At 67.1% G+C, this 26,401-nt stretch carries 26 protein-coding genes and 1 pseudogene; 10 read left to right on the top strand and 17 right to left on the bottom strand.

Annotated elements, in window-relative coordinates:
• Positions 1 to 696: 696 nt before the first annotated feature.
• From arcD to J2852_RS23680, 7 genes and pseudogenes are all read left to right on the top strand, one after another.
• A complete protein-coding gene (gene arcD, locus J2852_RS23710) occupies positions 697 to 2,202 on the top strand; it encodes an arginine-ornithine antiporter (protein ID WP_209880484.1) in 1,506 nt (501 codons plus the stop codon).
• 64 nt (positions 2,203 to 2,266) lie between these two features.
• A complete protein-coding gene (gene arcA, locus J2852_RS23705; RefSeq protein ID WP_209880483.1) occupies positions 2,267 to 3,496 on the top strand; it encodes an arginine deiminase in 1,230 nt (409 codons plus the stop codon).
• 27 nt (positions 3,497 to 3,523) lie between these two features.
• Positions 3,524 to 4,528 (top strand): ornithine carbamoyltransferase, encoded by a 1,005-nt coding sequence (locus tag J2852_RS23700; RefSeq protein ID WP_209880481.1) that lies wholly within the window; start codon positions 3,524 to 3,526, stop codon positions 4,526 to 4,528.
• 4 nt (positions 4,529 to 4,532) lie between these two features.
• Complete coding sequence (gene arcC, locus J2852_RS23695; RefSeq protein WP_209880479.1) at positions 4,533 to 5,471, top strand: carbamate kinase; 939 nt, start codon at positions 4,533 to 4,535, stop codon at positions 5,469 to 5,471.
• Between the two features lie 46 nt (positions 5,472 to 5,517).
• Positions 5,518 to 7,011 carry a Na+/H+ antiporter NhaC family protein gene (locus J2852_RS23690; protein WP_209880478.1) on the top strand — a complete coding sequence of 498 codons (1,494 nt, stop codon included), beginning with the start codon at positions 5,518 to 5,520 and terminating at the stop codon, positions 7,009 to 7,011.
• An 88-nt stretch (positions 7,012 to 7,099) separates the two neighbouring features.
• Positions 7,100 to 7,202: pseudogene (locus tag J2852_RS32405) on the top strand (IS630 family transposase); the annotation flags it as partial.
• Between the two features lie 165 nt (positions 7,203 to 7,367).
• Positions 7,368 to 7,559 (top strand): hypothetical protein, encoded by a 192-nt coding sequence (locus J2852_RS23680; protein WP_209880476.1) that lies wholly within the window; start codon positions 7,368 to 7,370, stop codon positions 7,557 to 7,559.
• Positions 7,560 to 7,780: 221 nt separating this feature from the next.
• Here J2852_RS23680 and tkt read toward each other — a convergent pair whose 3' ends face one another.
• The 9 genes from tkt to J2852_RS23635 form a co-directional block, all read right to left on the bottom strand.
• A complete protein-coding gene (tkt, locus tag J2852_RS23675; protein WP_209880475.1) occupies positions 7,781 to 9,769 on the bottom strand; it encodes a transketolase in 1,989 nt (662 codons plus the stop codon).
• A 14-nt stretch (positions 9,770 to 9,783) separates the two neighbouring features.
• The gene (locus tag J2852_RS23670; protein WP_209880474.1) at positions 9,784 to 10,743 is read right to left on the bottom strand and encodes a D-2-hydroxyacid dehydrogenase; all 960 of its coding nucleotides are present in this window, start codon (positions 10,741 to 10,743) and stop codon (positions 9,784 to 9,786) included.
• Between the two features lie 78 nt (positions 10,744 to 10,821).
• The gene (locus J2852_RS23665) at positions 10,822 to 11,709 is read right to left on the bottom strand and encodes an NAD(P)-dependent oxidoreductase (RefSeq protein WP_209880472.1); all 888 of its coding nucleotides are present in this window, start codon (positions 11,707 to 11,709) and stop codon (positions 10,822 to 10,824) included.
• 27 nt (positions 11,710 to 11,736) lie between these two features.
• Positions 11,737 to 12,996 (bottom strand): TRAP transporter large permease, encoded by a 1,260-nt coding sequence (locus J2852_RS23660; protein WP_209880470.1) that lies wholly within the window; start codon positions 12,994 to 12,996, stop codon positions 11,737 to 11,739.
• Positions 12,993 to 13,553, bottom strand: a complete 561-nt coding sequence (locus J2852_RS23655; RefSeq protein ID WP_209880469.1) for a TRAP transporter small permease — start codon at positions 13,551 to 13,553, stop codon at positions 12,993 to 12,995. Before J2852_RS23655 ends, J2852_RS23660 begins: the two co-directional genes overlap by 4 nt.
• A complete protein-coding gene (locus tag J2852_RS23650; RefSeq protein ID WP_209880468.1) occupies positions 13,553 to 14,533 on the bottom strand; it encodes a TRAP transporter substrate-binding protein in 981 nt (326 codons plus the stop codon). Before J2852_RS23650 ends, J2852_RS23655 begins: the two co-directional genes overlap by 1 nt.
• Positions 14,534 to 14,684: 151 nt before the next feature.
• On the bottom strand, positions 14,685 to 15,680 hold the full coding sequence (locus J2852_RS23645) for a transketolase family protein (RefSeq protein WP_209880467.1): 996 nt from the start codon (positions 15,678 to 15,680) through the stop codon (positions 14,685 to 14,687).
• On the bottom strand, positions 15,677 to 16,522 hold the full coding sequence (locus tag J2852_RS23640) for a transketolase (RefSeq protein WP_343206807.1): 846 nt from the start codon (positions 16,520 to 16,522) through the stop codon (positions 15,677 to 15,679). Before J2852_RS23640 ends, J2852_RS23645 begins: the two co-directional genes overlap by 4 nt.
• A gap of 20 nt (positions 16,523 to 16,542) precedes the next feature.
• Positions 16,543 to 17,292, bottom strand: a complete 750-nt coding sequence (locus J2852_RS23635) for an SDR family NAD(P)-dependent oxidoreductase (RefSeq protein ID WP_209880466.1) — start codon at positions 17,290 to 17,292, stop codon at positions 16,543 to 16,545.
• A 192-nt stretch (positions 17,293 to 17,484) separates the two neighbouring features.
• Between J2852_RS23635 and gcvA the strand changes: the two genes are divergently transcribed.
• Positions 17,485 to 18,420, top strand: coding sequence for a transcriptional regulator GcvA (gene gcvA / locus J2852_RS23630; protein WP_209880465.1), 936 nt, complete (start codon positions 17,485 to 17,487; stop codon positions 18,418 to 18,420).
• Positions 18,421 to 18,879: 459 nt separating this feature from the next.
• Here gcvA and J2852_RS23625 read toward each other — a convergent pair whose 3' ends face one another.
• The 5 genes from J2852_RS23625 to J2852_RS23605 all read right to left on the bottom strand — a co-directional run bounded on the left by J2852_RS23625 (position 18,880) and on the right by J2852_RS23605 (position 21,182).
• Complete coding sequence (locus tag J2852_RS23625) at positions 18,880 to 19,275, bottom strand: cupin domain-containing protein (RefSeq protein WP_209880463.1); 396 nt, start codon at positions 19,273 to 19,275, stop codon at positions 18,880 to 18,882.
• 18 nt (positions 19,276 to 19,293) lie between these two features.
• Positions 19,294 to 19,683: an SDR family oxidoreductase gene (locus tag J2852_RS23620; protein WP_209880462.1), complete on the bottom strand. Its 390-nt coding sequence runs from the start codon at positions 19,681 to 19,683 to the stop codon at positions 19,294 to 19,296.
• A gap of 253 nt (positions 19,684 to 19,936) precedes the next feature.
• Positions 19,937 to 20,332, bottom strand: coding sequence for a (R)-mandelonitrile lyase (locus J2852_RS23615; RefSeq protein WP_209880460.1), 396 nt, complete (start codon positions 20,330 to 20,332; stop codon positions 19,937 to 19,939).
• Between the two features lie 274 nt (positions 20,333 to 20,606).
• On the bottom strand, positions 20,607 to 20,903 hold the full coding sequence (locus tag J2852_RS23610; protein ID WP_209880458.1) for a hypothetical protein: 297 nt from the start codon (positions 20,901 to 20,903) through the stop codon (positions 20,607 to 20,609).
• Positions 20,904 to 20,975: 72 nt separating this feature from the next.
• A complete protein-coding gene (locus J2852_RS23605) occupies positions 20,976 to 21,182 on the bottom strand; it encodes a hypothetical protein (RefSeq protein WP_209880456.1) in 207 nt (68 codons plus the stop codon).
• A 192-nt stretch (positions 21,183 to 21,374) separates the two neighbouring features.
• Here J2852_RS23605 and J2852_RS23600 point away from each other — a divergent pair, with 192 nt between their 5' ends.
• Positions 21,375 to 22,271 carry a LysR family transcriptional regulator gene (locus J2852_RS23600; RefSeq protein ID WP_209880454.1) on the top strand — a complete coding sequence of 299 codons (897 nt, stop codon included), beginning with the start codon at positions 21,375 to 21,377 and terminating at the stop codon, positions 22,269 to 22,271.
• Positions 22,272 to 22,298: 27 nt separating this feature from the next.
• Here J2852_RS23600 and J2852_RS23595 read toward each other — a convergent pair whose 3' ends face one another.
• The 3 genes from J2852_RS23595 to J2852_RS23585 all read right to left on the bottom strand — a co-directional run bounded on the left by J2852_RS23595 (position 22,299) and on the right by J2852_RS23585 (position 25,590).
• Complete coding sequence (locus J2852_RS23595) at positions 22,299 to 23,096, bottom strand: carboxymuconolactone decarboxylase family protein (protein WP_209880452.1); 798 nt, start codon at positions 23,094 to 23,096, stop codon at positions 22,299 to 22,301.
• 202 nt (positions 23,097 to 23,298) lie between these two features.
• Complete coding sequence (locus tag J2852_RS23590) at positions 23,299 to 24,348, bottom strand: NAD(P)-dependent alcohol dehydrogenase (protein WP_209880451.1); 1,050 nt, start codon at positions 24,346 to 24,348, stop codon at positions 23,299 to 23,301.
• Positions 24,349 to 24,390: 42 nt separating this feature from the next.
• Entirely contained in the window at positions 24,391 to 25,590 is a 1,200-nt protein-coding gene (locus J2852_RS23585) for an MFS transporter (protein WP_246499936.1), read from the bottom strand.
• Positions 25,591 to 25,923: 333 nt separating this feature from the next.
• Between J2852_RS23585 and J2852_RS23580 the strand changes: the two genes are divergently transcribed.
• Entirely contained in the window at positions 25,924 to 26,397 is a 474-nt protein-coding gene (locus J2852_RS23580) for an alpha/beta hydrolase (RefSeq protein ID WP_209880449.1), read from the top strand.
• The last annotated feature ends 4 nt before the right edge of the window (positions 26,398 to 26,401 follow it).

Here is a 26,401-nt window from a genome sequence, read left to right as displayed (position 1 = left end):
ATCGCCGTCCGTTTGGCCCGCCGACTGCCAAGATGCCCGTGCTGCCTTCAGGCCTGCCCTCTTCAGAAACCAAACTTATGACACAGTAGTACTAAGCTGGTGGTTGGCCCCGCCGCCCAGCCTTGAAGGGCACTCAGGCCGCCAGCGCTTCGGGGTGACCCTGAGCGTCAATCTGCCGCGCTGCCGCAAAGCCCGTTGGTCCTCCCGCCTGTTCCCCACTTTGTCCTTGGCCTTCGGGGTCTTGTGGCGACGCGAGCCGTTGTGCCTGTACGGCATGCGGGGGCTCGGTTCCAGCGCCCGCCTCTGTACCCCTGTCGCGCCCCTCAGGCCGACAGAGAGGCCCCTGGCCGGATTTGTTCAACAAGGCCGGTAAAACGTGAGTTTCGCCGAGGGTTACTGAGAACGGTGACGGAGATACTGTAACTATCGGCTGCTGGCGCTCTGGGCGCAAGTTCTTGAGGCAGCATCCTTTCAGCATTTGTATTGGGCCGCGTCGAGAGCGACGCAGAGACGACGCGGAAACCGTATCAATCTTCTGCGATGGCCAACCTGGCGCTTAAAATTTGGGCTTCCGCTCCAGCTTCGCCGCCCAACGCCCCCCATGGACGCGGCTGGCGGGCCTGGGAGAGGAACATGCCCCGGCCCCATGGAAGGGAGTCCTGACGGCAGGGAGAGGCGAACAGCGGGGAGACGGCGATGACGACGGCGGACGTGAACGGTCTGGTGCCGGTGGACACGGCTGATGCGGCGCAGACGCAGAAGTCACAAAAGCTGACCTTGCTCCCGCTCGTTGCGCTCGTCGTCGGTTCGATGATCGGCGGCGGGGTCTTTAATCTTCCGTCGGACATGTCCAAGGGCGCTTCGCCCGGCGCCATTCTGATCGGCTGGCTCATCACCGGCATCGGCATGCTGATGCTCGCCTTCGTGTACCAGAGCTTGGCCGTGCGCAAACCCAACCTTAACGCGGGCCCCTACGCCTACGCCAAGGCCGGTTTCGGCCCGTTCGTCGGCTTCAACAGCGCCTGGGGCTACTGGCTGAGCGCCTTTCTCGGAAACGTGGCCTACGCGGTGGCCATCTTCTCGGCGCTGTCCCACTTCTTCCCCATCTTCGGGGACGGCAACAACCTGCCCTCCATCATCGGCGCGTCGCTGTGCCTGTGGCTGATCCATGCGCTCGTGCTCGGCGGCATCAAGCAGGCGGCCTTTGTGAACGTCGTCACCTCCATCGCCAAGCTGGTGCCGCTGTTCCTGTTCATCCTGGTAGCCATCGTGGGCTTTCATTGGGATCGCTTCACGGTGGATTTCTGGGGGGCCGGCACCGGGTCCGGCGGCACCGGATCTGGGAGCGGCGGCCTTGGCCCGGTCGTGGAGCAGGTGAAGAGCACCATGCTGGTGACCCTGTGGGTGTTCATCGGCATCGAAGGCGCCAGCGTCTATTCCGCCCGCGCGGCCCGCCGCTCCGACGTTGGGCGGGCGACCGTGATCGGGTTCGTCGGTGCGCTGGGAATCTATGTGCTGGTGTCGCTGCTGGCGACGGGCGTTCTGCGGCAGCCCGAACTCGCCGACCTCAAGGTGCCCTCCATGGCGGGCGTGTTCGAGTCCCTCGTCGGCCCGTGGGGTGCCGCCCTGATCAACATCGGTCTGGTGATCTCGGTCGGCGGCGCGTTCCTGTCCTGGACGCTTCTGTGCGCCGAAATCCCCTACACCTGCGGCCGTGACGGGACCTTCCCGAAATGGTTCGCCAGGGAGAACGCCAACGGGTCGCCGGTGAACGCGCTATGGGCGACCAATCTCCTGATCCAGTTCTTCCTCGCGCTCACCTTCCTATCGCGCAGCGCGTACCAGTTCTTCTACTTCATCGCTTCGGTTGCGATTCTTCCCCCTTATGTCCTGTCCGGCGCCTACGCGTTGAAACTGGCCCTGACCGGCGAGGGCTACGGCGCTGAATCGCGGACGAAGGACATCCTGATCGGCGCGCTGGCGACGGCCTACGGCCTGTGGCTCGTCTACGCGGCCGGCCTTCAATACCTGCTGATGTGCGCGGTCCTCTTCGCGCCGGGAATCCTGGTCTATTTCAGGGCGCGGCGCGAATGCGGAGAGCGTGCCTTCACCGGCGTGGAGGCGATCATCGCGGCGCTCATCATCGTGCTCGCCCTGCTCGCCGCCTGGCTCATGTGGATCGGCAAGATCAGTCCGCTGTAACGGCCCCACTGTAACGGCCAAGGCCTGCAAAGCAGGCCCCCCAAAAAATCCAGGGAGATGCGTCATGTTTGAAGTCGGCGTGCATTCGGAAGTCGGCAGGCTGCGGACCGTCCTGGTTTGCCGGCCGTCGATGGCGCATCAGCGCCTCACCCCCAGCAACTGCCGCGACCTTCTGTTCGACGACGTGATCTGGGTGCACGAGGCGCAGAAAGACCACCACGACCTCGTGCTGAAGATGCAGGAGCGCGGGGTCGAGGTGTTGGACCTGCACGAACTGCTCGCGGAGACGCTCAACGATCCCCAGGCACGGGCGTTCGTGCTCGACCGCCGCGTCACCGCCAACACCGTCGGCGTCGCCGCCACGGAGGTCATGCGCCCCTGGCTGGACGAAATGCCGTCCACGCAGCTCGCCGCCCATCTCATCGGTGGCATCGCCATATCGGATCTGCCCGACGACACCGTAAGCGTGCTGCTGCACGAGGCGTTCGGCGGCACCGACTTCGTTCTGCCGCCGATCCCCAACACGCTGTTCCAGCGGGACCCGTCCTGCTGGATTTACAACGGCGTGACCTGCAACCCGATGTTCTGGCCGGCCCGCAAGCCGGAGACGCTGCTGCAGCGGGCGGTCTACAAGTTCCACCCCCGCTTCCGCAACGGCGGCTTCACGATCTGGTGGGGCGATTCGGACGAGGACTTCACCGGCGCCTCCCTGGAAGGCGGCGACGTGATGCCGGTCGGCAAGGGGATCGTCCTTATCGGCATGGGCGAACGCACCAACCGTCAGGCGGTCGGTCAGGTTGCCCGCGCGCTGTTCCGCAACAAGGCGGCGTCGCGGATCATCGCCTGCCTGATGCCGAAGAGCCGCGCGGCCATGCACCTGGACACGGTGTTCACGTTCTGCGACCGCGATCTGGTGACGGTCTTCCGCGAGGTCGTGGACCAGATCCGCTGCTACAGCGCCTATCCCCTGGACGACGAGGGGCGTTTCGAAGTGCGGCCCGAGGCGAGGCCGCTGCTGGAGGTCGCGGCCGAGGCGCTGGGTTACCCCAGGCTCCGCGTCGTCGGCACCGGCGGGAACGCCTACGAGGCGGAGCGCGAGCAATGGGACGACGGCAACAACGTCGTCGCCCTCGAACCCGGCGTGGTCGTGGCCTACGACCGCAACACCCACACCAACACGCTGCTGCGCAAGGCCGGCGTCGAGGTCATCACCGTCCGCGGGGCGGAACTCGGCCGCGGCCGGGGCGGTGGCCATTGCATGACCTGCCCGATTTGGCGGGAACCCGCCTATTGACGAAACGCCGCCAGCGAGGAGGGAATCATGAGCTTCAATCTGCGCAACCGTTCGCTGCTCACCGTCCAGGACTACGCGCCACGGGAGTTTCGCTATCTGCTCGACCTGGCGCGCGACCTCAAGCGCGCGAAGTACGCCAAGACCGAGCAGCAGCACCTGCGCGGCAAGGAAATCTGCCTGATCTTCGAAAAGACATCGACGCGTACGCGCTGCGCCTTCGAGGTCGCCTGCTACGACCAGGGCGCCAACGTCACCTACCTCGACCCCGCCGGCTCGCAGATCGGCCACAAGGAATCCTTCAAGGACACGGCGCGCGTCCTCGGCCGGATGTACGACGCCATCGAGTATCGCGGCTCGGCGCAGGGCGGCGTGGAGCAGCTGGCCAAGTACGCGGGCGTTCCGGTCTACAACGGCCTCACCGACGAATACCATCCGACCCAGATGCTCGCCGACGTCATGACGATGCGCGAGTACAGCGACAAGCCGATCACCGACATCAAGTACGCCTATGTCGGCGACACCCGGTCGAACATGGGGCATTCCCTGATGATCGTCGGCTGCCTGATGGGCATGGACGTACGGATCTGCGGGCCGCAAAGCCTGTGGCCGTCGGAGGAGTACACCGCCACCGCCCAGCGGCTCGCGGCTGCATCCGGCGCGCGGCTGACGATCACCGACAACACGGCCGAAGCGGTGACCGGGGTCGATTTCATCCACACGGACGTCTGGGTCTCGATGGGCGAGCCCAAGGAGGTGTGGCGGGAGCGGATCGCGCTGCTCAAGCCCTATCAGGTCAACCCGGAGCTGATGGCGGCCAGCGGCAATCCACAGGTCAAGTTCATGCACTGCCTGCCAGCCTTCCACGACACCGAGACGACGCTCGGCCGGCAGATCGCCGAGGACTACGGCATGCCCAACGGGCTTGAGGTGACCAACGAGGTGTTCGAGTCTGAGGCGAACATCGCCTTCGAGCAGGCGGAGAATCGCATGCACACGATCAAGGCGCTTCTCGTCGCCACGCTGGGAGAATGAGGCCATGCGCGTCGTCGTCGCTCTGGGTGGCAACGCTCTGCTGAAACGCGGCGAGCCGATGACCGCCGACGTGCAGCGCCGCAACGTCCGCGTCGCCGCCGAAGCCATGGCTCCCGTCGCTCGGGAGCACCAGCTCGTGGTCAGCCACGGCAACGGGCCGCAGGTCGGCCTGCTGGCGCTCCAGGGCGCGGCCTACCGGCCGGACGAGGCTTACCCGTTGGACGTCCTGGGTGCCGAGACCGAGGGGATGATCGGCTACATGATCGAACAGGAGTTGGGCAACCTGCTGCCGTTCGAGGTGCCTTTCGCCACTCTGCTGACCATGGTGGAGGTCGATGGCGACGACCCGGCGTTCGGCGATCCGACCAAGTTCGTGGGGCCGGTCTACGGCGCCGCCGAGGCCGAACGCATCGCGGCCGAGAAGGGGTGGGTGTTCAAGCCGGACGGCGCGTCCTGGCGGCGGGTCGTGCCGTCGCCGGCCCCCAAGCGCATCTTCGAGATCCGGCCGATCCGCTGGCTGCTGGACCAGGGAACCGTCGTGGTCTGCGCCGGTGGCGGAGGGATCCCCACCATGTACCAGCCGGGCAAGGAGCGCACGCTGGTCGGCGTCGAGGCGGTGATCGACAAGGATCTCTGCTCCGAGCTGCTGGCGCGCGAGCTGGACGCCGACCTCCTGATCATGGCGACGGATGCCGAGGCCGTGTTCCTCGGCTGGGGAACGCCGGAGGCGCGGGCCATCCACCGCGCGAGTCCGGAGGCGATGGGCCGGCACACCTTCCCGGCCGGGTCCATGGGACCCAAGGTGGACGCCGCGTGCCGGTTCGCGATGTCCACGGGCCGAACCGCCGCGATCGGCGCGCTCGCCGACATTCCGGCGATCGTGCGCGGGGAAAAGGGCACGCTGATCGACAAGACGTTCGGGGCGATGACTTGGCACGGATGATTCGGCACGGATGAGTTGGCTGCGTCGGCACGGGGAGGCCGCGACCATGGCGAACCACGTCTCAACACCGACCGGAGAAGGGCGGGTGGCGCGGCGGCCCTCGCTGCTCGACGCCCTGATTCCCATGGTCGCCCTCATCGGCCTGCTCGCGTTGTCCTACTTGCTGTTCGGCAAGGACGCCTCCGCAGGGCCGAATCAGGTGGCTCTGCTGTTCTCCGGGATCGTCGCGGCGGGCATCGCCTACAAGAACGGGATGCCCTGGGACGGGGTGCGCCAAGCTGTGGTCGATGGCATCGCGACCGGTCTCGCAGCCATCATGATCCTGCTGGCGGTGGGCGCGCTGATCGGCACCTGGGCGCTCAGCGGCACCATCGTGGCGATGGTCTACTACGGTCTCCAGATCCTCAGCCCCCACTATTTTTACGCGACGACCGCGCTGATCTGCGCCCTGATCGGCTTCAGCATCGGAAGCTCCTGGACCGTGGCGGGCACCATCGGCATCGGCCTGATGGGCGTCGCGGCGAGCATGAACCTGTCGCCGGAGATCACGGCCGGCGCGGTCATCTCCGGCGCCTATTTCGGCGACAAGGCCTCCCCGCTGTCCGACACCGCCAATCTGGCGACTGCGGTGACGGGATCCGGGATCTACGAGCATATCCGGGAATCGCTGTTCACCTCGGTCCCCGCCCTGCTCATCGCAGTCCTTCTCTTCGCGGGGCTGGGGGCTCCCGGTGATTTCGACGCGACTGCCATGCTGACGGGCATCGAAAGCCATTTCACGGTGTCGCTTTGGGCTTTCGCGCCGTTGCTGCTCGTTCTCGGCTTGTCGATCGCCCGGTTTCCGCCCTTCATCACGATCTTCTTCGGCGCCTTGGCGGGCGGCATCCTGGCGGTCGTCCAGGAGCCGGCGCGCGTCGTCGCCTTCGCCGCCACACCGGAGCTGCCGGCTGCCCTCGCCATGCTGAAGGGTGTGTGGGCGGCGCTCGCCAACGGATACGTCGCACACAGCGGCAACGAGTCCCTCGACGTCATCCTGACGCGGGGCGGCATGTCCAGCATGATGAACACGGTGTGGCTGATCATCACCGCGCTTTCGTTCGGCGCGACGGTGGAGCATGCCGGGCTTCTCAATCGCCTGATCGATCCGGTGATCCATCGGATGAGGTCCGTCGGCGGGCTTGTGACGGCTGTGGTCGCCACCTGCATTGGCGCCAACATCGTTACCTCGGACCAGTATATTTCGATCGCCTTGCCCGGCCGCCTGTTCAAAGTGGAATTCGCAAAGAGGGGCCTTGCCCCCGTGCTGCTGTCGCGTGTCGTCGGGGACTCGGCCACCGTGACGTCACCGCTGATTCCCTGGAACAGTTGCGGGGCCTATATGGCCGCGGCGCTCGGCGTGTCGGCGACCGGCTTCGCCATGTATTGCTTTTTCAACATCCTCAATCCCCTAATCACAATTCTCTTTGCCGCATGCGGTCTGCGGGTGTGGAGGACGGCCGTGGACACGCCGCCGGCCGACGCTCCGCCGCTGCGGGGCTAGAGCGGATTGATCGGCATCTGCATCGGGGATTTCCACGGCCGCGCGGTTGTGATTCAAGATTTGGACTGGTTGAAGGGGGCCAGTCTGGATGGCGAAAGCACTGTCGGTTGATCTTCGGCACCGTGTGGTGGAGGCGGTCGCAGCGGGAGCGTCTTGCCGGGCTGCGGCAGCGCGTTTCGAGGTTGGAGTTTCCTTGGCAATCCACTGGGTGGCGCTTGCGCGGAAGCGCGGAGACCTGAGCCTGGGCAAGCGTGGCGGCAATGTCCGTTCGCAGCGGATCGACGAGCACCGGGATTTGATTCTGGACTGGACGAAGTGAAACCGGATCTGACCTTGGCGGAGGCATTACCGCCCCTATGACGCTCGACGGCGCCAGAGGCGGCGTGGCCTTCCTCACCTATGTCGAGCTTGTTCTGGGGCCGACGCTGAGCCCCCGAAACGTCGTGGTGATGGACAACTTGCCCGCCCACAAGCTTCCGGCGGTGCGAGCGGCAACCGGGCGGACGGGTGCCACATTGAACTCCAACTGCACCGATCTTTTCAAATAGGCAGAGAGCGGCTTGAGGCAGCGGCAGAAACGGCCACGCGGTTCTGCCCACCTGGGTCCGCTTTGCGCCACGAGCGGACAATCCGCCTCCGATGGCTACACTCCTGAAGCCGATCCACCGCAGCCGTTGCCCTATCGCAGTGCGTTCCTGGCTAGGCTATCCGGTGCCGGCGCCATTTCGCTGCGGCGGACTGGCTGCGATGGAAAGTCGGTTCCGTGGCGTCAAAGCCGTTTACGGACTTCGGCGGCCACACGCTCGGGCGTGATGTCGAAGTGTGTATAGAGATCCGGCACCGGCCCTGAGGCGCCGAAGCCACTCATGCCGACGAAACCGCCGTCCTCGCCGATCCAGCGGTCCCAGCCCTGGCGGATGGCGGCCTCGACGCCGACCCGCATCGTGCAGCGTCCGATCACCTGCTGGCGGTAGGTGGCGTCCTGCTCCTCGAACAGCTCCCAGCAGGGCATGGAGACCACGGCGGTCGGGATGCCCTCGGCCTGGAGGATGCGGCGGGCTTCCCGCGCGATGGCGACCTCGGATCCGGTGGCGAGCAGCGTGGCGCGGCGCGGGCCGCCCTCCGCCTCCTCCAGCACATAGGCGCCGCGGCGCGATAGGTTTTCCGTGGCGTCGGACCGTGCCGTCTCCAGCGGTTGGCGGGAGAAGACCAGCGAGACAGGGCCGCTCCGGTGTTCCATGGCGATCTCCCAGCACTCCGCCGCCTCGACGGCGTCGGCCGGCCGCAGCACCAGCATGTTGGGGATGGCGCGGAAGGCGGCCAGGAACTCCACCGGCTGGTGGGTCGGGCCGTTGGTGCCGATGCCGATGGAATCGTGGCTGAACACGAACTTTACCGGCAACCCCATCAGTGCCGCCATGCGGATCGCCGGCCGCTCGTAGTCGGAGAACACCAGGTAGGTGATGCCGCTCGGCACCACGCCACCATGCGCCGCCATGCCGTTGAGCATCGAGCCCATGACGTGCTCGCGCACGCCGTAATGGACGTAGCGGCCGCCGCGCTCCTCCGCCGTGAAGGCGGGGAGGTTGCGCTTGTGCAGCGTCGCCCCCTCCAGGTCCGGCGCGCCGGAGAGCATTTCCGGGATCGCTTCGGTCAGGATTTCGACGATGTCGCCGGAGAGCTTGTAGCCGTGGTCGCTGTGGCCGCTCTCCGCCGCGCGGCGCTTGAAGGCGTTCAGCGCGTCCTTCCAGCCGTCGGGCAGGCGCCCCTCGCACAGGCGGTCGAACTCCCGGCGCTGGGCAGCAGGCAGGTTGGCGACGCGGGCGTGCCACGCCTCGTGCTCTGCCACCGCGCGCCGGCCGGTGTCGTGCCACGCCTGCAACACGTCCACCGGGATCTCGAAGGGCGGGTGCGGCCAGTCGAGGCGGGCGCGTGCGGCGTCGGTGTGCTCCTTGGACAGGCGGGCGCTGTGGGCGGCGCGGGTGGCCTCGTGCGGCAGACCGCGGCCGATGGCGGTGGTGCAGGCGATCATCGACGGGCGCGGGTCGCGCTTGGCTTCTGCGATGGCGGCGGCGACCGCCTCGATGTCGTGCCCGTCCACCTCCTGCACGTGCCAGTGGCTCGCGCGGAAGCGGGCGGGCATGTCGTCGGACAGAGCGAGGTTGATGTCGCCGTCGTCGGTGATGCGGTTGTCGTCCCACAGAAAGATCAGCTTGCCGAGCCGTAGGTGCCCGGCGAGCGAGATCACCTCCTGCCCGACGCCCTCCTGCAGGCATCCGTCGCCGACCAGCGCGTAGGTGTAATGGTCGATGATGCCGGAGCCAAAGCGGCTGTTCAGGAACGCCTCGGCCAGCGCCATGCCGGCGGCATTGGCGATGCCTTGGCCGAGCAGGCCGGTGGTCACCTCGATGCCGCAGGCCTGGTCGATCTCCGGATGCCCGGCGCAGTGCGAGCCCAGCACGCGGAAGCCCTTGATCTCGTCCAGCGTCATCTTCCCGTACCCCGCGAGGTGGAGCAGCGAGTAAATCAGCATGGAGCCGTGGCCGTTCGACTGCACGAAGCGGTCGCGGTCGAACCACAGCGGGTCGGCGGCGTTGAATTTCAGGTGCCGGGTGAAGAGCGCGGTGCAGATGTCGGCGGCGCCCAGCGGCGTGCCGGGGTGGCCCTCGCCGGCGCGCTCGATGGCGTCCATGGACAGGAAGCGGATCGCGTTCGCCATCCGGCGGAGATCGACGCTGTTCGTGGTTTCTGGGGTCATTATCTCTGCTTCCCTCAGGCGACGATGTTGCGGGGCTGGCCGGCGGCGAAGGCTTCGATGCAGGATGTCACTTGGTCGGCGACCTCCTGGCGCGCCTCGCGGCTGGCCCAGCCGACGTGCGGGGTGAGGATGAAGTCCGGGCGGCCGGTGAGGCGCATGAAGGGATGGTCGAGCGGCGGCGGTTCGGCGGACACGGCGTCCACCGCGGCACCGGCGATGCGGCCCTCCTCCAGCGCGCGGACCAGCGCCGCCTCGTCGATCAGGCCGCCGCGGGCGGTGTTGATGACCAGGGGGCGGCGGGTCATCCGCGCGAACTCGGCGTCGGACAGCAGGTCGCGGGTGCCGGCGGTGAGCGGGCAGTGCAGGCTCAGCACGTCGCAGCGCTCTAGCACCTCGTCGAACGGCGTGTAGAGCGGCCCCATGTCGGTGCGGCCCTTGTGCGCGGCGAACAGCACATTCATACCGAACGCCCGGCCGAGCGCCGCCACCGCCTGCCCGATGGCGCCCTCGCCGACGATGCCAAGCGTGGCGCCGTGCAGGTCGCGGATCGGGTGGGTAAGCAGGGTGAACTGCCCGGCCTTCTGCCACTCCCCGGTCTGAACGGACTCGCGGAAGGCGAACAGCGAGCGACGCAGCGCCAGGATCAGCGCGAAGGTGTGCTCCGGCACGGTGTGCACGGCGTAGGCGCGGACGTTAGCGACGGGAATGCCCCGGCGCCGGCAGGCCGCCACGTCCACGTTGTCGGTGCCGGTCGCGGCGACGGCGACGAAGCGCAGGTTCGGCAACTGCTCCAGCACCGGTTCGCGCAGCGGCACCTTGTTGACGATCAGGATGGTGGCGTCGCGGGCGCGCTCGACGACCTGTTCCGGCGCGGTGAGGCCGTAGGCCGTCCAGTCATGGGCCACGTCGGGGCGGCGCATGGACACCTCGGGGCCGAGGGTATCGTGGTCGAGGAAGACGATGTTTTCAGGCATAGGAGGTCCTTCGCGCCCGAGAGGGCGGCGGAAAGGGAGTTTTGGGATGGGGCGTTCAGGCCCCTTGGGCGGATCGCGTCAGCCCGGCCGCTGAGTCCCGTTCATGGCGTGGTAGGTGCGGATGACTTGGCTGTCGTCGACCGCGCCCTCGCCGCGCCCGGAGGTGGCGAGGAACAGCTGGTGCGCCACGGCGGCCAGCGGCAGCGCCGCCTTGGCGTCGCGGCCGGCCTCCAGCACGATGCCCAGATCCTTGACGAAGATGTCCACGGCGCTGGTCACCTCCGGCTCGCCCTCCAGCATGCGGGGACCCCGGTTCTTCAGCATCCAGCTTGACGCGGCCGAGCCGCCCATGATCTCCAGCAGGATGTTCAGGTCGACACCGACCTTGGCGGCCAGCGCGAAGGCCTCGGCCACCACGGCGATGTGGACGCCGCACAAGAGTTGGTTGACCGTTTTGACGGTGGCGCCCTGGCCGGGCCGCTCGCCGACGTGGAAGAGCTTGTCGCCCATCCCGGCGAGGACGGGCTTCGTCGCCTCGAAAATGGCGCGCGGGGCCGCCGCCATGATGGTGAGCGTGCCGTCCACCGCGCCGACCACCCCGCCGGACACCGGGGCATCGACGAAGCGCCGTCCGGCCGCCTCGACGCGCGCCGCCAGCGCCTCGACGGCGCCCGGCGGGCAGGTCGCCATCAGCACCACCACCCCGCCCGTCGGCAGCGCCTCCAGGGCGCCGCCGTCGAACAGCGCGGCCTCGGCCTGCGCCGCGTTCACCACCATCAGCACCAGCGCATCGGCGCCGTTGGCGGCCTCGGCGGCGGAGGCGGCGCGCACGCCGCCCTTGTCCGCCAGCGCCGCCACCGATTCCGCCCGCACGTCGTAGCCGCGGACCTGGAAGCCCTTGGCGAGCAGGTTTTTCGCCATGGGTAGGCCCATGGAGCCCAGGCCGATGAAGCCGACCGTTTCCATACCCGTTCCTCCCTTATCGTTCTTGGCTCAGTACAGGGTGAACGCGGGCACGTAGGAGACAAGCCCCAGCACCGTCAGCGCCACCATGTAGAACGGCCACAACTCCTTGACGATGGCGCCGATGGGCTCGCGCGAGATGGCGGCGGAGATGAACAGCGTGGTGCCGATGGGCGGCGTGAACAGCCCGATTGAGAGGTTCACCGCCATCATGATGCCGAGCTGGATCAGGTCCATGCCGATGGCCGTGCCGACCGCCACGAAGGTCGGGCCCAGCAGCAGAATCGCCGCCGGCAAATCGAGGAACATGCCCACCACCAGCATGATCAGGTTCATCGCCAGCACGATCAGCCAGCGCTCCTGAAGGACGTTCTGCGCGTACTCGGCCACCGCGTTGGGGATCGCCTCGGTGATCAGCACGTAGCCGACCAGGTTGGAGGCGGCGATCACCAGCATGACCACGCCCGTGGTGATGACCGTGCCGACCAGCGCGGCGTAGACCCGCTTGATCGTCAGGTCGCGGTAGATCAGCGCGCTGACCAGGATCGCGTAGGCGACGGCGACGACGCTTACCTCGGTCGGGGTGGCGATGCCGAAGCGCAGCAGGACCAGGATGAACACCGGCATCAGCAGCGCCGGCAGTGCGGAGAGCGTGGCTTGCAGGATCATCTTGACGCCGCCGGTGTCGGCCAGCAGCGGGAAGTTGCGCACGCGCCCGCTGACGTAGCAGACCATCATCATGCCCGCTGCCAGCATCAGCCCCGGCAGAATGCCCGCCAGGAACAGCGAGGCGATGGAGGCGTTGGACACCGCCGCATAGAGGATCAGCGGGATCGACGGCGGGATCAGGCCGGCGATGACCGAGGAGGAGGCGGTGGTCGCGGCACCGAAGGCGGCCGGGTAGCCCTCGCGCTTCTGCCAGGGGATCAGCATGGAGCCGAGCGCCGAGGCCTCGGCCACGGCGGAGCCGGAAACGCCGCCGAAGATGGTGGAGCCGACGACCGTCACCTGCGTCAGCCCGCCGGGGAAGCGCCCGACCAGCGCGGCGGCGAAGCGCACCAGCTTCTGGCCCAGCGTGCCGCTCATCATGAGGGCGCCGGAGAGGATGAAGAAGGGGATGGCCAGCAGCGGGAAACTCTGGGTCGGCTGGAACAGCTTGACCACGGCAATGACGGTCGGGACCGCCCCCATCGTCATCACGGCGGCGCCGGAGCTGATGACCAGGGCGTAGCCGACCGGAAAGGCCAGCAGGAGCAGGACGCCGAAGACGCCCATCATGACCAGTGTCATAGTTCTTCCTCCGCGACATGTGCCCGGACGGACATGGGATCCTCGGCGATCAGCAACCGCGCGAAGGTGGTCAGTGCGGTCAGCCCGACGCCGGCGAAGCCGACGATCAGCGACAGGTAGGCCCAACGGGCCGAGACACCGGTCACCGGGTAGACCTCGGTCCCGGTGATCTCGATGACAGCCATGCCGATCCAGGCGAGATAGAAGAAGGTCGCGGCGACCACGACCTGCATGCCCAGCAGCAGCGCGCGGGCGGCGCTGCGCCCGAGCAGGTCGAGCACCAGCGTGACTGAGATGTGCGACCCGTGCTGGGCGGCCAGGACGATCCCGCCCATGACCAGCCAGGGGAACAGGATGTTCGGCATCTCCGACGGCCAGCCCAGGCCCTGGGTGGTCAGGTAGCGGACGACGACCTCGGCCCCCAAGGACAGGAACAGCAGGACCAGGGAGCCGACGGCGACGACGGTGGCGGCGACGGTGATGGCCGTGTCCGCCAGTTGGATGAGGGAGGCGGGCGCGCCCGCCCCCGTCATCGCGCGATGGTGCGAGAGTTCCATCACTTCTTGGCCGCGGCCGCGGCCTCCTGCTGAACCATGGTCACCAGCTCGGGGAACTGGGTCTGCCACTTGTCGTAGACGGGCTTGGTCTTCGCCATGAACTGGGTGGCGTCGACCGTGTTGAACTTGACGCCGGCCGCTTCCATCTTGCCGCGCAGCTCGGCATCGGCCTTCTGCGACAGCTCGCGGTTGAACTTGCCGGCCTCCGCCGCGGCGTCGAGCACCGCCTGCTGGTCGGCCTTGGGCAGGGTGTCGAACACCATCTTGCTGGCGAGCAGCGGGGTGGATTCGTATTTGTGCCCGGTCAGCGAGATGTACTTCTGCACCTCGTGCAGCTTGGAGGAGTAGATGTTCATCAGCGGGTTCTCCTGCCCGTCCACCACGCCCTGCTGAAGCGCGATGTAGAGTTCGGAGAAGGGCAGCGGCGTCGGATTGGCGCCCAGCGCCTTGAAGATGTCCACGGTGATCGGGTCCGGCGGGGTGCGGACCTTCACGCCCGACAGGTCTTCCGGCTTTTCGATGGGGCGCACGTTGTTGCTGGTGTGGCGGATGCCATTGTCCCACAGGGCCAGGAGGACGAGCCCCTTCTCCTTGGCATAGTCGCCCAGCTTCTTGCCGACCGGGCCGTCCAGCACCTTCCAGGCCTGCGGCAGGTCCTGGAACAGGAAGGGCAGGCCGAGCACCGCGAACTGCGGCACCACGCCGGAGGTCGATCCCTGCGAGTTTGCGCTGAAGGCGAGCGTGCCCAGGCGCATGCTGGTCAGCGCCTCGACATCGTCGCCGTACTGGGCGCTGCCGCCGACGGTTACCTTGACGCGGCCGTTGGTCTTCTGCTGCACCAGTTCGGCGAACTTCAGCGAGGCGTCGGCCTTCGGGTTGCCGGGCGCGGCGTTGTGGGCGAGGCGGAGCGTCTGCTGCGCAAAGGCCGGCGAGGCCACCAGGGTGGCGCCCACGGCCAGCATGAGAAGGGTCTTGTACATCGTTTCCTCCGGTTTGGTTTGGATGATTGGTTTGCTTGGATGCACATCGTTTAGGGCGACTATCCTGACGATATGAACTTCTCCACCCCGTCATGGTCGGGCTCGACCCGGCCATGACGCAGAGAGGCGTTCAGCCCCTTAGAAAAGCCGCTTACAGCCAGCCCTTGATCCGCTCGGTCATGACCGAGGTCGAAATCCCATAGCGGTCGTGCAGAGTCGGCAGCGCTCCGGCCGCCAGGAACTCGTCCGGCAGGCCGATGTGGCGGAACACCGGCGTCACCCCGGAGCGCAGCAGCAGACCCGCCACGGCCTCGCCCAGCCCGCCGACCACCGTGTGGTTCTCGGCGACCACCACCATGCGGCCGGTGCGGCTGGCCTCGCGCAGGATGGTCTCGGTGTCCAACGGCTTGATGGTCGGCACGTGCAGCACCGCGGCGGCGACCTTGTCGGCCTCCAGTTCCTTGGCGACCTCCAGGGCGCGCATGGTCATGATGCCGGACGACACGATCAGCACGTCGGCGCCGTCGCGCAGCACCTTCGCCTTGCCCAGTTCGAACGTGTAGTCGTATTCGTCCAGCACCAGCGGCACGTGGCCGCGCAGCAGGCGCATGTAGACCGGCCCCTTGTGGGCGGCCATGGCCGGGACGACCTGCTCGATCTCGTGCGCGTCGCAGGGATCGATGACGGTCATGTTCGGCATGGCGCGGAACAGCGCCAGATCCTCGGTCGCCTGGTGGCTGGGGCCGTAGCCGGAGGTGAGGCCGGGCAGGGCGCAGGCGATCTTTACGTTCAGATCCTCCTCGGCGATGGTCTGGTGGATGAAGTCGTAGGCCCGGCGCGAGGCGAACACCGCGTAGGTGGTGGCGAAGGGCATGAACCCCTCGTGCGCCAGACCGGCGGCGGCGCCCATCAGCAGCTGCTCGGCCATGCCCATCTGGTGGTAGCGGTCCGGGAACGCCGCGCCGAAGATGTGCAGGTCCGTGTACTTGCCGAGGTCGGCGGTCATGCCCAGGACTTCGGGGCGGCTGCGCGCCAGCTCGACCAAGGCGTGGCCGAAGGGGGCGGGCTTGGTGCGCTGGCCCTCGGCGGCGATCGAGGCGATCATGGCCGAGGTGGTCAGGCGGGGCTTTGCGGTCGCGGTGTTCATGCGGTCCTCCCCGCGTCCAGCGCGTCGAGGGCGAGCTGCCATTCGTGCGCATCGACGCGGATGAAGTGGTTCTTCTCGCGGGCCTCCAGGAACGGGACGCCGCATCCCATCCTGGTGTCGCAGACGATCATGCGGGGCTTCGGCCCGACGTCGCCGCGGGCGGTGTCGAAGGCGGCGACCACGGCGTCGAGGTTGTTGCCGTTGATGCGCTGGACGTGCCAGCCGAACGCTTCCAGCTTGTCCACCAGCGGCTCGAAGGCCATGACCTGGGTGGACGGCCCGTCGGCCTGCTGGTTGTTCACGTCCACGATGCCGATCAGGTTGTCGAGCTTCCAGTGGGCGGCCGACATGATCGCCTCCCACACCGAACCCTCGTCCAGTTCGCCGTCCGAGAACAGCGTGTAGACGCGGGAAGTGGAGTTCTTACGCTTCAGGCCGAGCCCGATGCCGACGGCGATGCTCAAACCGAGGCCGAGCGAGCCGCCCGACATTTCCATGCCCGGCGTGTAGGCGGCCATGCCCGACATGGGCAGCCGGCTGCCGTCGCTGCCGTAGGTCTCCAGCTCCTCTTCCGGGATGATCCCGGCTTCGATGAGGGCGGCGTAGAGAGCGATGGCGTAGTGGCCGTTCGACAGCAGGAAGCGGTCGCGCTCCTCCCACTCCGGATCCTCGGGGCGGTAGCGCATGGCGTGGAAGTAGGCGGTGGCGAGCACGTCGGCGATGTCCAGCGCTTGGCCGATGTAGCCCTGGCCCTGCACCTCGCCCATTCGCACCGCGTTGCGGCGGATGCGGTAGGCGCGCTCGGAGAGGGCCACGTTGTGGCCCAGGGGGGTGGTGTCCACTTTGTTCTCCTGCGTCCGGGTCAGTGGATCAGCATGCCGCCGTTGACGTCGATGGTGGCGCCGGTGACGTAGGACGACAGCTCCGATGCCAGGAAGAGGCAGGCCCGCGCCACGTCGTCGGCGTCGCCGAGGCGGTTCAGCGGGATGCCCTTGAGGATCTCCGCCTTCAGCTCGGCGGTCAGCTTGCCGCCGGTGATGTCGGTCTGGATCAGCCCCGGCGTGATCGAGTTGACGCGGACGTTGTCCGGCCCGGCCTCGCGCGCCAGCGCCTTGGCGAGGCCGAGAACGCCGGCCTTCGCGGCGCTGTAGTGCGGTCCGCCGAAGATGCCGCCGCCGCGCTGGGCCGAGACCGACGACATGCAGACGATGGAACCGGAGCGGCGCTCGCGCATGTGCGGCAGCACCGCTTGGCTCATGTACAGCGTGCCGCGCAGGCTCACGTCCATCACCGCGTCGTAATTCTCCGGCGCGATGTCCATGAAGCGCAGGGGCTGGGTGATGCCGGCGTTGTTGACCAGCACGTCCACCCGGCCGAATTCGCCGACCACCTTCTCGATGGCGGCGAAGCAGGAGGCCTTGTCGGTCACGTCGCAGCGGAGGCCGCGGTGCGCCTCGCCCAGTTCGGCGGCGGTGGCCTCGGCCTGGGCGCCGTCGAGGTCGAGAATGATCGCGCGCCCGCCGTGCAGGGCGAAGAGCTGGGCGGTCGCGCGGCCGATGCCGCGCCGCGAGGCGGCTCCGGTGATGACGCAGACCTTGTTGGACAGCAGCATTTCCTCTCCTATTTGACAAAGCTTGCCCGTGGCGGCAGCGCATGCCGCGGCTGGCGTTCGGTCTTTTGTGGCTTGCGAGGCTCTGCGGACTGTTCGTTCCGCTGATCGCTGAAAGGACGGTATTCTGTTGAGGTGAATCTGACAAATGAATAAGATCGCCTATTGATGAACTGAATTCATGTGACGGCCGCAATGCGGAAACGGGTCTCCATCAAGGCGGTGCAGGCGTTTGAGGCCGCCGTGCGGCTCGGTTCCTTCGCCCTTGCGGCCGAGGATCTGGCCGTCACTCCGTCCGCGGTAAGCCATCAGGTGAAGTTGCTCGAAGAGCAGCTCGGCGTGCGACTGTTCCACCGGGCGCACCGCGCGGTGGTGTTGACCGACGCTGGCCGGCACTACGCGGAGGAGGTCACCGCCGCCTTCGCCCGCATCGAGGCGGCGACACAGACCGTCGGCATGATGGGCGGCGGCGCCATTCTCACCGTCCACTCCACGCCCAGCTTCGCCACGCAGTGGCTGATGCCGCGGCTGGCGCGCTTCAAGGAGCTGCGTCCGGGCATCGACATCCGGCTGCACGCCTCTGTGGCGCCGGTCGACCTCGCCCAGGGCATCGTCGACGTGGACATCCGCTACAACCCCGGCCCGCCGCCGGCCGGCGCGGTGATGGTGCCTTTCCCGGAGGACACCATCGTGCCGATGTGCTCACCGGCGCTGGCGAACGGGCTCATCCCGATCCGCAGACCGGAGGATCTGGCCCGGCACGCGCTGATCCATTCCGAGATCAACATCGTGGGATGGCGTGACTGGGGGCGGCGGCACAGGAAAGTGCAGCTCGATTTGGAGCGCGGCCCGCGCTTCGACCGCTCCTTCATGGCGATCAGCGCGGCGGTGGACGGGCTCGGCGTCTGCCTGGACAGCGTGCTGCTGGCCGAACGCGAACTGCTGGCCGGCAAGCTGGTGGCGCCCTTTCCCAGAGACTCCATGAAGGCACAAGGGCACGGGCTGGTGACGCTGAAGTCCACAGCCGACCTGCCGAAGATCCGCGCTTTCCGCGAGTGGCTGTTCGCCGAACTTGAGGAGGGGCGGCAGCGGATGGAACAATTCCTGAAGGGAACGTGGAGCCATCCATAGCGACGCTGCCACGGTGTTCGGAAGCCAGCCTTGATGTCCGCTTTGGGTCACTCTGCGAACAGCCACGGGCTCTCCCTGTCCCGCCAACCACTGGACGGCTACCCAGCCATCGTCCAAGCTTGCTACGATGCCTGCAATGCGCTCCCGTGATCCCACATCCGATGCTCATGAGTGTCACCTCTGCCGATCCGGAGAGGCATATGTTCACAAGGAGACCAAGGATGGGCCAAGATACTCAGGTGGATCGGGCCCCGTGGAACAAAGGTCGCCTGATCAGACCGAAGCCCCCGCTCAAGCCGAAGCATGTCTGGGGGATCCGCATTCGCCTTCAACTGTCGGACGTGGCACGCGACCTCGCGATGTTCGATCTGGCCATCGACAGCAAGCTGCGCGGGCGTGATCTCGTCTGCCTCAAAATTGGCGATGTCGCACCGCTCGGGTCGGTGCGCTCCCGCGCGACTATGGTGCAGCAAAAGACCGGCCGTAGCAGGGTAACCGCCCGACGGCTTCACGCCCCGGCGGCGTCCAGATAACGTCGTCGGGCCTGATCTCCCGCTTGGCCCCGCCTTTCTCCTGCACCCAGCCGGTTCCGCTGGTGACGATGAGGACTTGGCCGGCGGGATGGGTGTGCCACGCGGAGCGCGCCCCCGGCTCGAACGTGACGAGGCCGCCCGACGACGACGTGTGGTCGTTGGCCGGATAAAGCGGGTCCGCGACGACGGACCCGGTGAAGTGCTGAGCCGGCCCTTTGGCCGAGGGCCGCGAGCCGTTCGGCGAGAACACCGTGCTCTCGGCAAAGGCCGGTGCCGCACCGACGAGGGCGAGCGAGAGGGTGGTTGCGATGAGCTGTTTCATGGTCGTCCTTATCTAGGATTATGTGATTCCAAACCGGTTCTTCGATAGCGGCAGGCTGCGGACGCGCTGTCCGGTCAGCGCCGCGACGGCGTTAGCGACGGCCATCGGCACGCCGGGCAGACCCGGCTCGCCGATGCCGCCTATGGGTGCGCCGCTCTCTGCAGTTGTTCCGCGAATTGTTCGTCTGCGCGGCGGTCGTCGGCCCTGGCTTCGTGATCCCGGCGTTCGGAATTCCTGGCTGGTGGGCCGGAACAGGATCTCGTTGATGTCCACGTCTTCCGGTTGGCTCATGGCAAAGGCCACTGCTCGCGCGAAGGAATCCGCGGGAATGGCGCGCTCATAGGCCTTGCGCATGGTTTCCGCGACGTCGGGTTCGGTGATGCTGTCGGGTAGCTTGGTCGCGACCATGCCCGGCGAGATGATGGTGGTACGGATGTTGAAGGCTTGACCTCCTGGCGAAGGCCTTCGGAGATGACGCGGACGGCGTGCTTCGTCGCAGCATAGACGGCACCGCCCGCCCACACTTTGTGGCCGGCGGCTTCTCCGAGCCCGCTGCTGGCGCCGGTGATGACGACCACCTTGTTTTCGATGCCCTGCGTCATGGCTTGGCCTTTCCTGGTTCCGGCACCGTGCCGCCCGACCGGCACCCCATGCCATCGCGCTACGCGCCGTACTGCTGGTCCGTCACCTTCTCCATCCAGTCCACAGCCTTGCCGTCGATCTGCTCCTGGATGGCGATGTGCGTCATGAACGTGGTGGGCGACGCGCCATGCCAGTGCTTCTCGCCGGGCGGGATCCAGACCACGTCGCCGGGACGGATCTCCTCGACCGAACCGCCCTCTCGCTGCACCCGGCCGACGCCGGCCGTGACGATCAGGGTCTGACCCAGCGGATGGGTGTGCCACGCGGTGCGGGCTCCGGGCTCGAAGGTGACGCTGGCGGCCGTCGCACGCGCCGGGGCGTTGGCCTGAAAGAGCGGGTCGATGCGAACCGTTCCGGTGAACCAGTCGGCTGGCCCCTTGGCGGACGGCTGCGAACCGACGCGTGTGATGTCCATGGTTTCGGCCCTCCGGTCATGGCCCCGTCCGGGGCTGCTGTTGAGCAACAAGGTAATCCACGCCGACACACGCGATTAGCGGCCCCAAAGCGCATGAGCCTATCGGCTGGGCTCATGAATGCGGCATCATCAGGTCGCGGCTGGTGTCTTGAGGCGTCTCGCAACCCCGGCGGCACCGAGCACGACCAGCGTGCTGACGAGGAACACCGAGCCGAGGCCGGCCGGGGCGCCAACCAGATGAGCGCCTGACCAGCCGCGTCGACCAACACGCTGATCAACGCGACCCGGCCGCCGTGGCTCCTGCCAAACCCGTCACGACGGCGCCCTTGGCGCCCCGGCTGTCGGCGTAATGGCCCGCCCACACCCGCGAGACGAGCGACGCCGCGAACTGGCTTCCGGCGACGAGGCCAACCGCGACGGTGCCGAGACCGAGACCTTGGTGCACATGCAGCGGCAGCACCGGCAAGGCGAGGCCGATGATCAAGAAGGCGATCAGGACCACCGCCATGATCGGGAGCAGCACCACCACAACGCCAAGTGCAGCCGAGGTGTGGGAGTTTGTGGCGGACATCGGAGACCCTTGAGACATTTGGCTTGAGACATTCGAGACGAAGGGCGATGCCGCCCTACTACCGTGCAGCCTTCATTTGATCGAACGTGTGGACGAAGTCCTGCCGCTCCTGCGGCTTGTGGCGGGAAAAGCAGCGGTCGAGGTTTTCGCACGCACGCCCTCGGCATAGGTCTCGGGGAACGTGACGAGTTCACTGCCGGCTTCGGCGTCCCAGGCGAGCGTTGCGGCCACACCCAGGGTCAGCGCCGCCGCGACGGCGCGGATCGACTTCGCGTTCATGACGACGTCTCCTTGGACAGATTCCGGCTTCGGAAGTGATCTTTGCCGCTGTGCCGGTGTGCGACTAGATGGCGGGTTCCGCATGGGCTTATGAGCACGGCTCATGAATGCCGCGCGGGAGGGCGGTAACGCGCCGCTCCTGTTTGCGGTAAGGTGCCGAAATACGCTTGGTCTCATGAGGAAGGCTCATCAATGCCGCGCGAGAATGTCCAAGACCTCCTCGCCTTCCTGGCCGTCGCGCGGGAGCAGAGCTTCACCAAGGCGGCCGCCAAGCTCGGCGTGTCCCAATCGGCGCTTAGCCACACCGTTCGCCAACTTGAGGAACGGCTCGGCATCCGGTTGCTGACCCGCACCACACGCAGCGTCTCCCCGACGAACGCCGGCGAGCGCCTGCTGCGGACCATCGGTCCCCGTTTCGACGAGATCGCGGCCGAACTCGAGGCTCTGAGCGAGTTCCGGGAGAAGCCGGCCGGCACCATCCGGATCACCGCCACCGATTACGCGATCGACGGCCTCCTCTGGCCGAAGCTGGAGCCGTTCCTGCGCGAGTATCCGGACATCAAGGTTGAACTCATCAATGACTACGGCCTGTCCGACATCGTCGCCGAGCGTTATGACGCCGGTGTGCGTTTCGGCGAGCAGGTCGCCAAGGACATGATTTCGGTGCGTATCGGGCCCGACGTCCGCTTCGCGGTGGTGGGCGCGCCCACCTATTTCGCCGGGCACCCACCGCCGGAGACGCCACAGGACCTGATCGGCCACACCTGCATCACCCTGCGGCTTCCCACCCACGGGGGCATCTATGCGTGGGAGTTCGAGAAGGACGGTCACGAGCTTCGCGTGCGCGTGGACGGCCAGCTCGTCTTCAACAGCATCTTCCACATCGTCAACGCGGCGGTGGCCGGCTTCGGGCTCGCCCACATGCCCGAGGATCTGGCGCAGCTGCACATCGGAGAAGGACGCCTCCAGCGGGTGCTGGAAGATTGGTGCCCGTCCTGGTCGGGATACCACCTCTACTACCCGAGCCGCCGCCAGTCCTCACCGGCCTTCGCGCTGTTCGTCGATGCGCTGCGCCACCGTGGCACGTGAAGACCGGAGGGATGGCCGAGGGCATTGTCAGCCGGGGCGCTTCTCGAACACCTCCTTGAACACGGGCAGCGCCGAAAAAGCGTTGGGCCAGCCGGCGTAGAAGGCGAGGTGGGTGAGCGCCTCCGCGGCCTGCTCGCGCGTCAGGCCGTTGTCCATCGCCCGGTTCAGGTGATAGGGGATCTGCGCGACCTGCCCGGAGGCGACCAGGGCGCTGACGGTGACCAGACTGCGGTCCCGCGGCGCCAGGTCCGGGCGCGGCCAGAGGTCGCGGAACAGCACGTCCGTCGTGTACTGCACGACTCCCGGCGCGACTGTGCCGAAGTTCTGCGCCACGCCCGTCGCGCGCCGCGCCTCGGTGGCCTCGTCGAGGGGAAGCGGCTCGGGCGAGGCCGGGGGAAGCTGGTCGGCCGCGATGCGCCGCTGGGCGAAGACGTCCTTCGTGACCGCCACCGCCGCCATGGCGTTCGCCCAGCCGGAGTAGAAGGCGAGATGGGTGATGATCTCGGATAGCTCGCCCGGCTTGACGCCGTTGTCGAGCGCCAGGGTGACGTGGCGCGGCATCTCGCCCGGCTGGTTGCGTGCGATGAGGGCCGCCACGGTGACGATGCTGCGGTCGCGCGGCGACAGGCCGGGACGCTTCCACAGATCGCCGTCGATCGGGCCTTGCGCGTACTTCTCCAGCGCCGGCGATACCGCCCGTATGTCGTCGGGCGTCAGCGTTCCCACAAGGGTTCCGGAACCCGACGTAGCCGCGCCCTGCTGCGCATGGGCGACCGACGAGACAAGCAGAGCGAGTGATGCGATCGTCGCGGCAAGACGTTTCATCGGTACCTCCATTGGGCCAAGTCTTGAGACGTGAGAGGGCGCGGACGTGCGTCTCCCGGGAACCAGTTCAAACTTGCATGAAAGGTTGCGTTTGATTAGGAGCTGTCCGGCGATAAGGCTTATCGCGCCAGCTCATGAATGAGCCGTGCCGGAACGGGCCGGCGCGATGCACCGGCCCTGTCTCTCGTCCCGGTTGTCGCGATCAGGCGCCCAGGGAGGCGGCGTCGATCACGAACCGGTACTTCACGTCGCCCTTGAGCATGCGCTCATAGGCCCCGTTGATCGCGTCGGCGCAGATCAGCTCGATGTCGGAGACGATGCCGTGCTCCGCGCAGAAGTCGAGCATCTCCTGCGTCTCCGGAATGCCGCCGATCATCGAGCCGGCGATCGCCCGGCGCTTGGTGATCAGGTTGAACACGTTGGGAGAGGGATGCGGCGTCGCCGGCGCGCCCACCAGCGCCATCGTCCCGTCACGCTTCAGCAGCACGAGGAACGCATCGAGGTCATGCGGGGCGGCCACGGTGTTCAGGATGAAGTCGAAGCTCTTCGCATGGGCCGCCATCTCGTCGGGATTGCGCGATACGACCACCTCGTCGGCGCCGAGTGCCTTCGCGTCCTCACGCTTGGATTCCGAGGTGGTGAAAGCGACCACATGCGCGCCCATGGCGTGGGCGAGCTTGATGCCCATATGGCCGAGACCGCCGATGCCGACCACGCCCACCTTTTTGCCCGGACCGGCGTTCCAGTGCCTCAGCGGCGAATAGGTGGTGATGCCCGCGCACAGCAGCGGCGCGACCGCGGCGAGTTGCTCCTCCGGATGTTTGATCCGCAGCACGTAGCGCTCGTGCACCACAATCCGCTGCGAATAGCCGCCGAGGGTGTGGCCCGGAGGATCGTCGGTCGGAGAATTGTAGGTGCCGACCATGCCGTCGCAATAGTTCTCCAGCCCGTCCTCACAATCCGGGCAGTGCCGGCAACTGTCGACGATGCAGCCGATACCGACCAGGTCGCCCGCGCGGAAGCCCGACACATGCGCGCCGACGGCGGACACGCGCCCCACGATCTCGTGGCCGGGAACGCACGGCCACTGCGTGCCCGCCCATTCCGCGCGCGCCTGATGCAGGTCCGAGTGGCAGATGCCGCAATAGGCGATGTCGATCTGAACGTCGTGCGGACCGGGAGCTCGCCGCGTGATCTCCATCGGTTCGAGGGGTTTGTCGGCACCGTAGGTGCCATAGGCCTTGATGGTCATGGAGCGCTCCTTGGTTTTCATGTCATGTTTGAGGTGTTCCCGTCAGCCCGGCTGAAGCCGGTCCGTGCGCGATGCGGCGAAGGCCAGGAGAGCGGCCATCACGAGCAGGACGGTGCTGACGCCGAAGGTGGCCTGATAACCGCTCAGGTCGAACAGCGTCCCCCCGACGGTGGCGCCCAGCGTGATCGCGAACTGGATGGTCGCGACCATCAAGCCGCCGCCGGCCTCCGCGTCCGCCGGCAGGATCCGCGACAGCCATGTCCCCCAGCCGACCGGTGCCGGGGTGCCGATCAGGCCCCACGCCCCAAGCAGCAGCGCCGTCCCGGCGACCCATCCGCCGAAGGCGACCAGCGACACGGCGATGCCGGCCATCAGCAGCGGGATCACGATGAGGACGCCATAGACGCTCCGGTTCAGCACCGGTCCGATCAGCATCGTGCCGGCGAGGCCGGTCACCCCGACCACCAGCAGAAGAAGCGACAGCGTGGAGACATCGACACCGGTCACCGTTTCGAGGAACGGCCGCAGGTAGGTGAACAGCGCGAACTGCCCCATGAACAGGAACAGGATCGCCGCCATCCCGAACGCCACGTTGGGCCGGCCGAGCAGCCGGAACACGGTCCCGCTGCCGGACCGGCGCTCGCCGCGCATCGCCGGCAGGCTCATCAGCTGCCAGCACAGCGCGAGCGCCGCAAGCGGCACCACGCAGAAGAAGGCGCCACGCCAACCGATGAAGGCGCCGAGGAAGCTGCCCAGCGGAGCCGCAATGGTGGCCGCGAGCGCGTTTCCGCCGTTGAGGATGGCCAGAGCCCGCGGCACCGAAGCTTCCGGCACAAGCCGCATCACCGTGGCCGTCGACATCGACCAGAAGCCGCCGATGGTGACGCCGAGCAGCGCCCGGCCGATCATCAGCGTCGCGTAATCCGGTGCAAAGGCGACGATGCCCCCCGACAGGGCCATCAGGCCGGTTAGGGACAGCAACACCACCTTGCGGTCGAGCCGCCCGGTCACCGAAGTGATGAACAGGCTGGTCAGCACGGCGAAGATGCCGGACACGGAGATGGCCTGTCCGGCTTGGCCTTCCGTCAAGGTCAGGTCCGTGGCGATCGGTGTCAGCAGGCTGACCGGCATGAACTCGGACGCGATCAGCACGAAGACGCAGAGCGACATCGCGAAGACGGCGCCCCACGCGGCTGGCCTGGGCGCGGCCGTGCCGTTCCCGGAAGAGATGTGAACCTGCATGCGATTGCCTGAGTGTGGAGGATGGTCTTCGGTCGGGCAGCGGACCCTGACCGTCAGGGCCGGGTTGATCCGGTGGGGCATAGATAATCGAGACGCGCGTCGGCCATTAGCGGCCCAAAACCGCATGCAGTTATGAGTTCCATTCATCAATCAGCGCGATGCACCCCGACCCCGGCCCCCGGCTTGGCCGCCGACGATTGATGAGCGGAATTCATAACGACAAGCAAAACGCGCCGCCTAACAAAACGCGCCGCCTAATGCGCGCGCTCCGCATCGCTTAGATTTCCGCAGTGAAGCAGCCAAGCCCACACAGGCGTAAAAGGTGCCATTGCAATGAACAGGCAAAACGCGGACGACCGCGCCGTGGAAACGCATGCCGGCATGGACATCGACCGGCGCAGCCTCCTGAAGATGACCGGTGCCGGCGTTGCCACGCTCGGCATCATGCCGGTCTTCGATCTGCCGGTTGCGATGGCTCAGGGCCTGTCGAACGGCGCGAACAACTTCTACACCAGCGACCGGGTGACCCTCCAGAAGGTCACCTTCAAGAACCAGTATCAGATGAACGTCACCGGGAATCTCTTCACTCCCAAGACCCTCGATTGGAATGCGAAGAGTCCGGCGATCGTCGTCGGCCATCCGATGGGCGCAGTGAAGGAGCAGAGTGCCAATCTGTATGCCACGAAGATGGCAGAACGGGGATTCGTGGCTATGTCCATCGATTTGCCTTTCTGGGGCGAAAGCGATGGTCAGCCCCGCAATCTGGTCTCCCCGGATATCTATGCCGAGGCTTTCAGCGCTGCGTAGCTTC

Origin of the sequence: Azospirillum soli, assembly GCF_017876165.1 — a bacterium.
Taxonomy (GTDB): domain Bacteria; phylum Pseudomonadota; class Alphaproteobacteria; order Azospirillales; family Azospirillaceae; genus Azospirillum; species Azospirillum soli.
The sequence above is the reverse complement of the archived record's forward strand: the minus strand, read 5'-3'. Positions and strand labels throughout refer to the sequence as shown.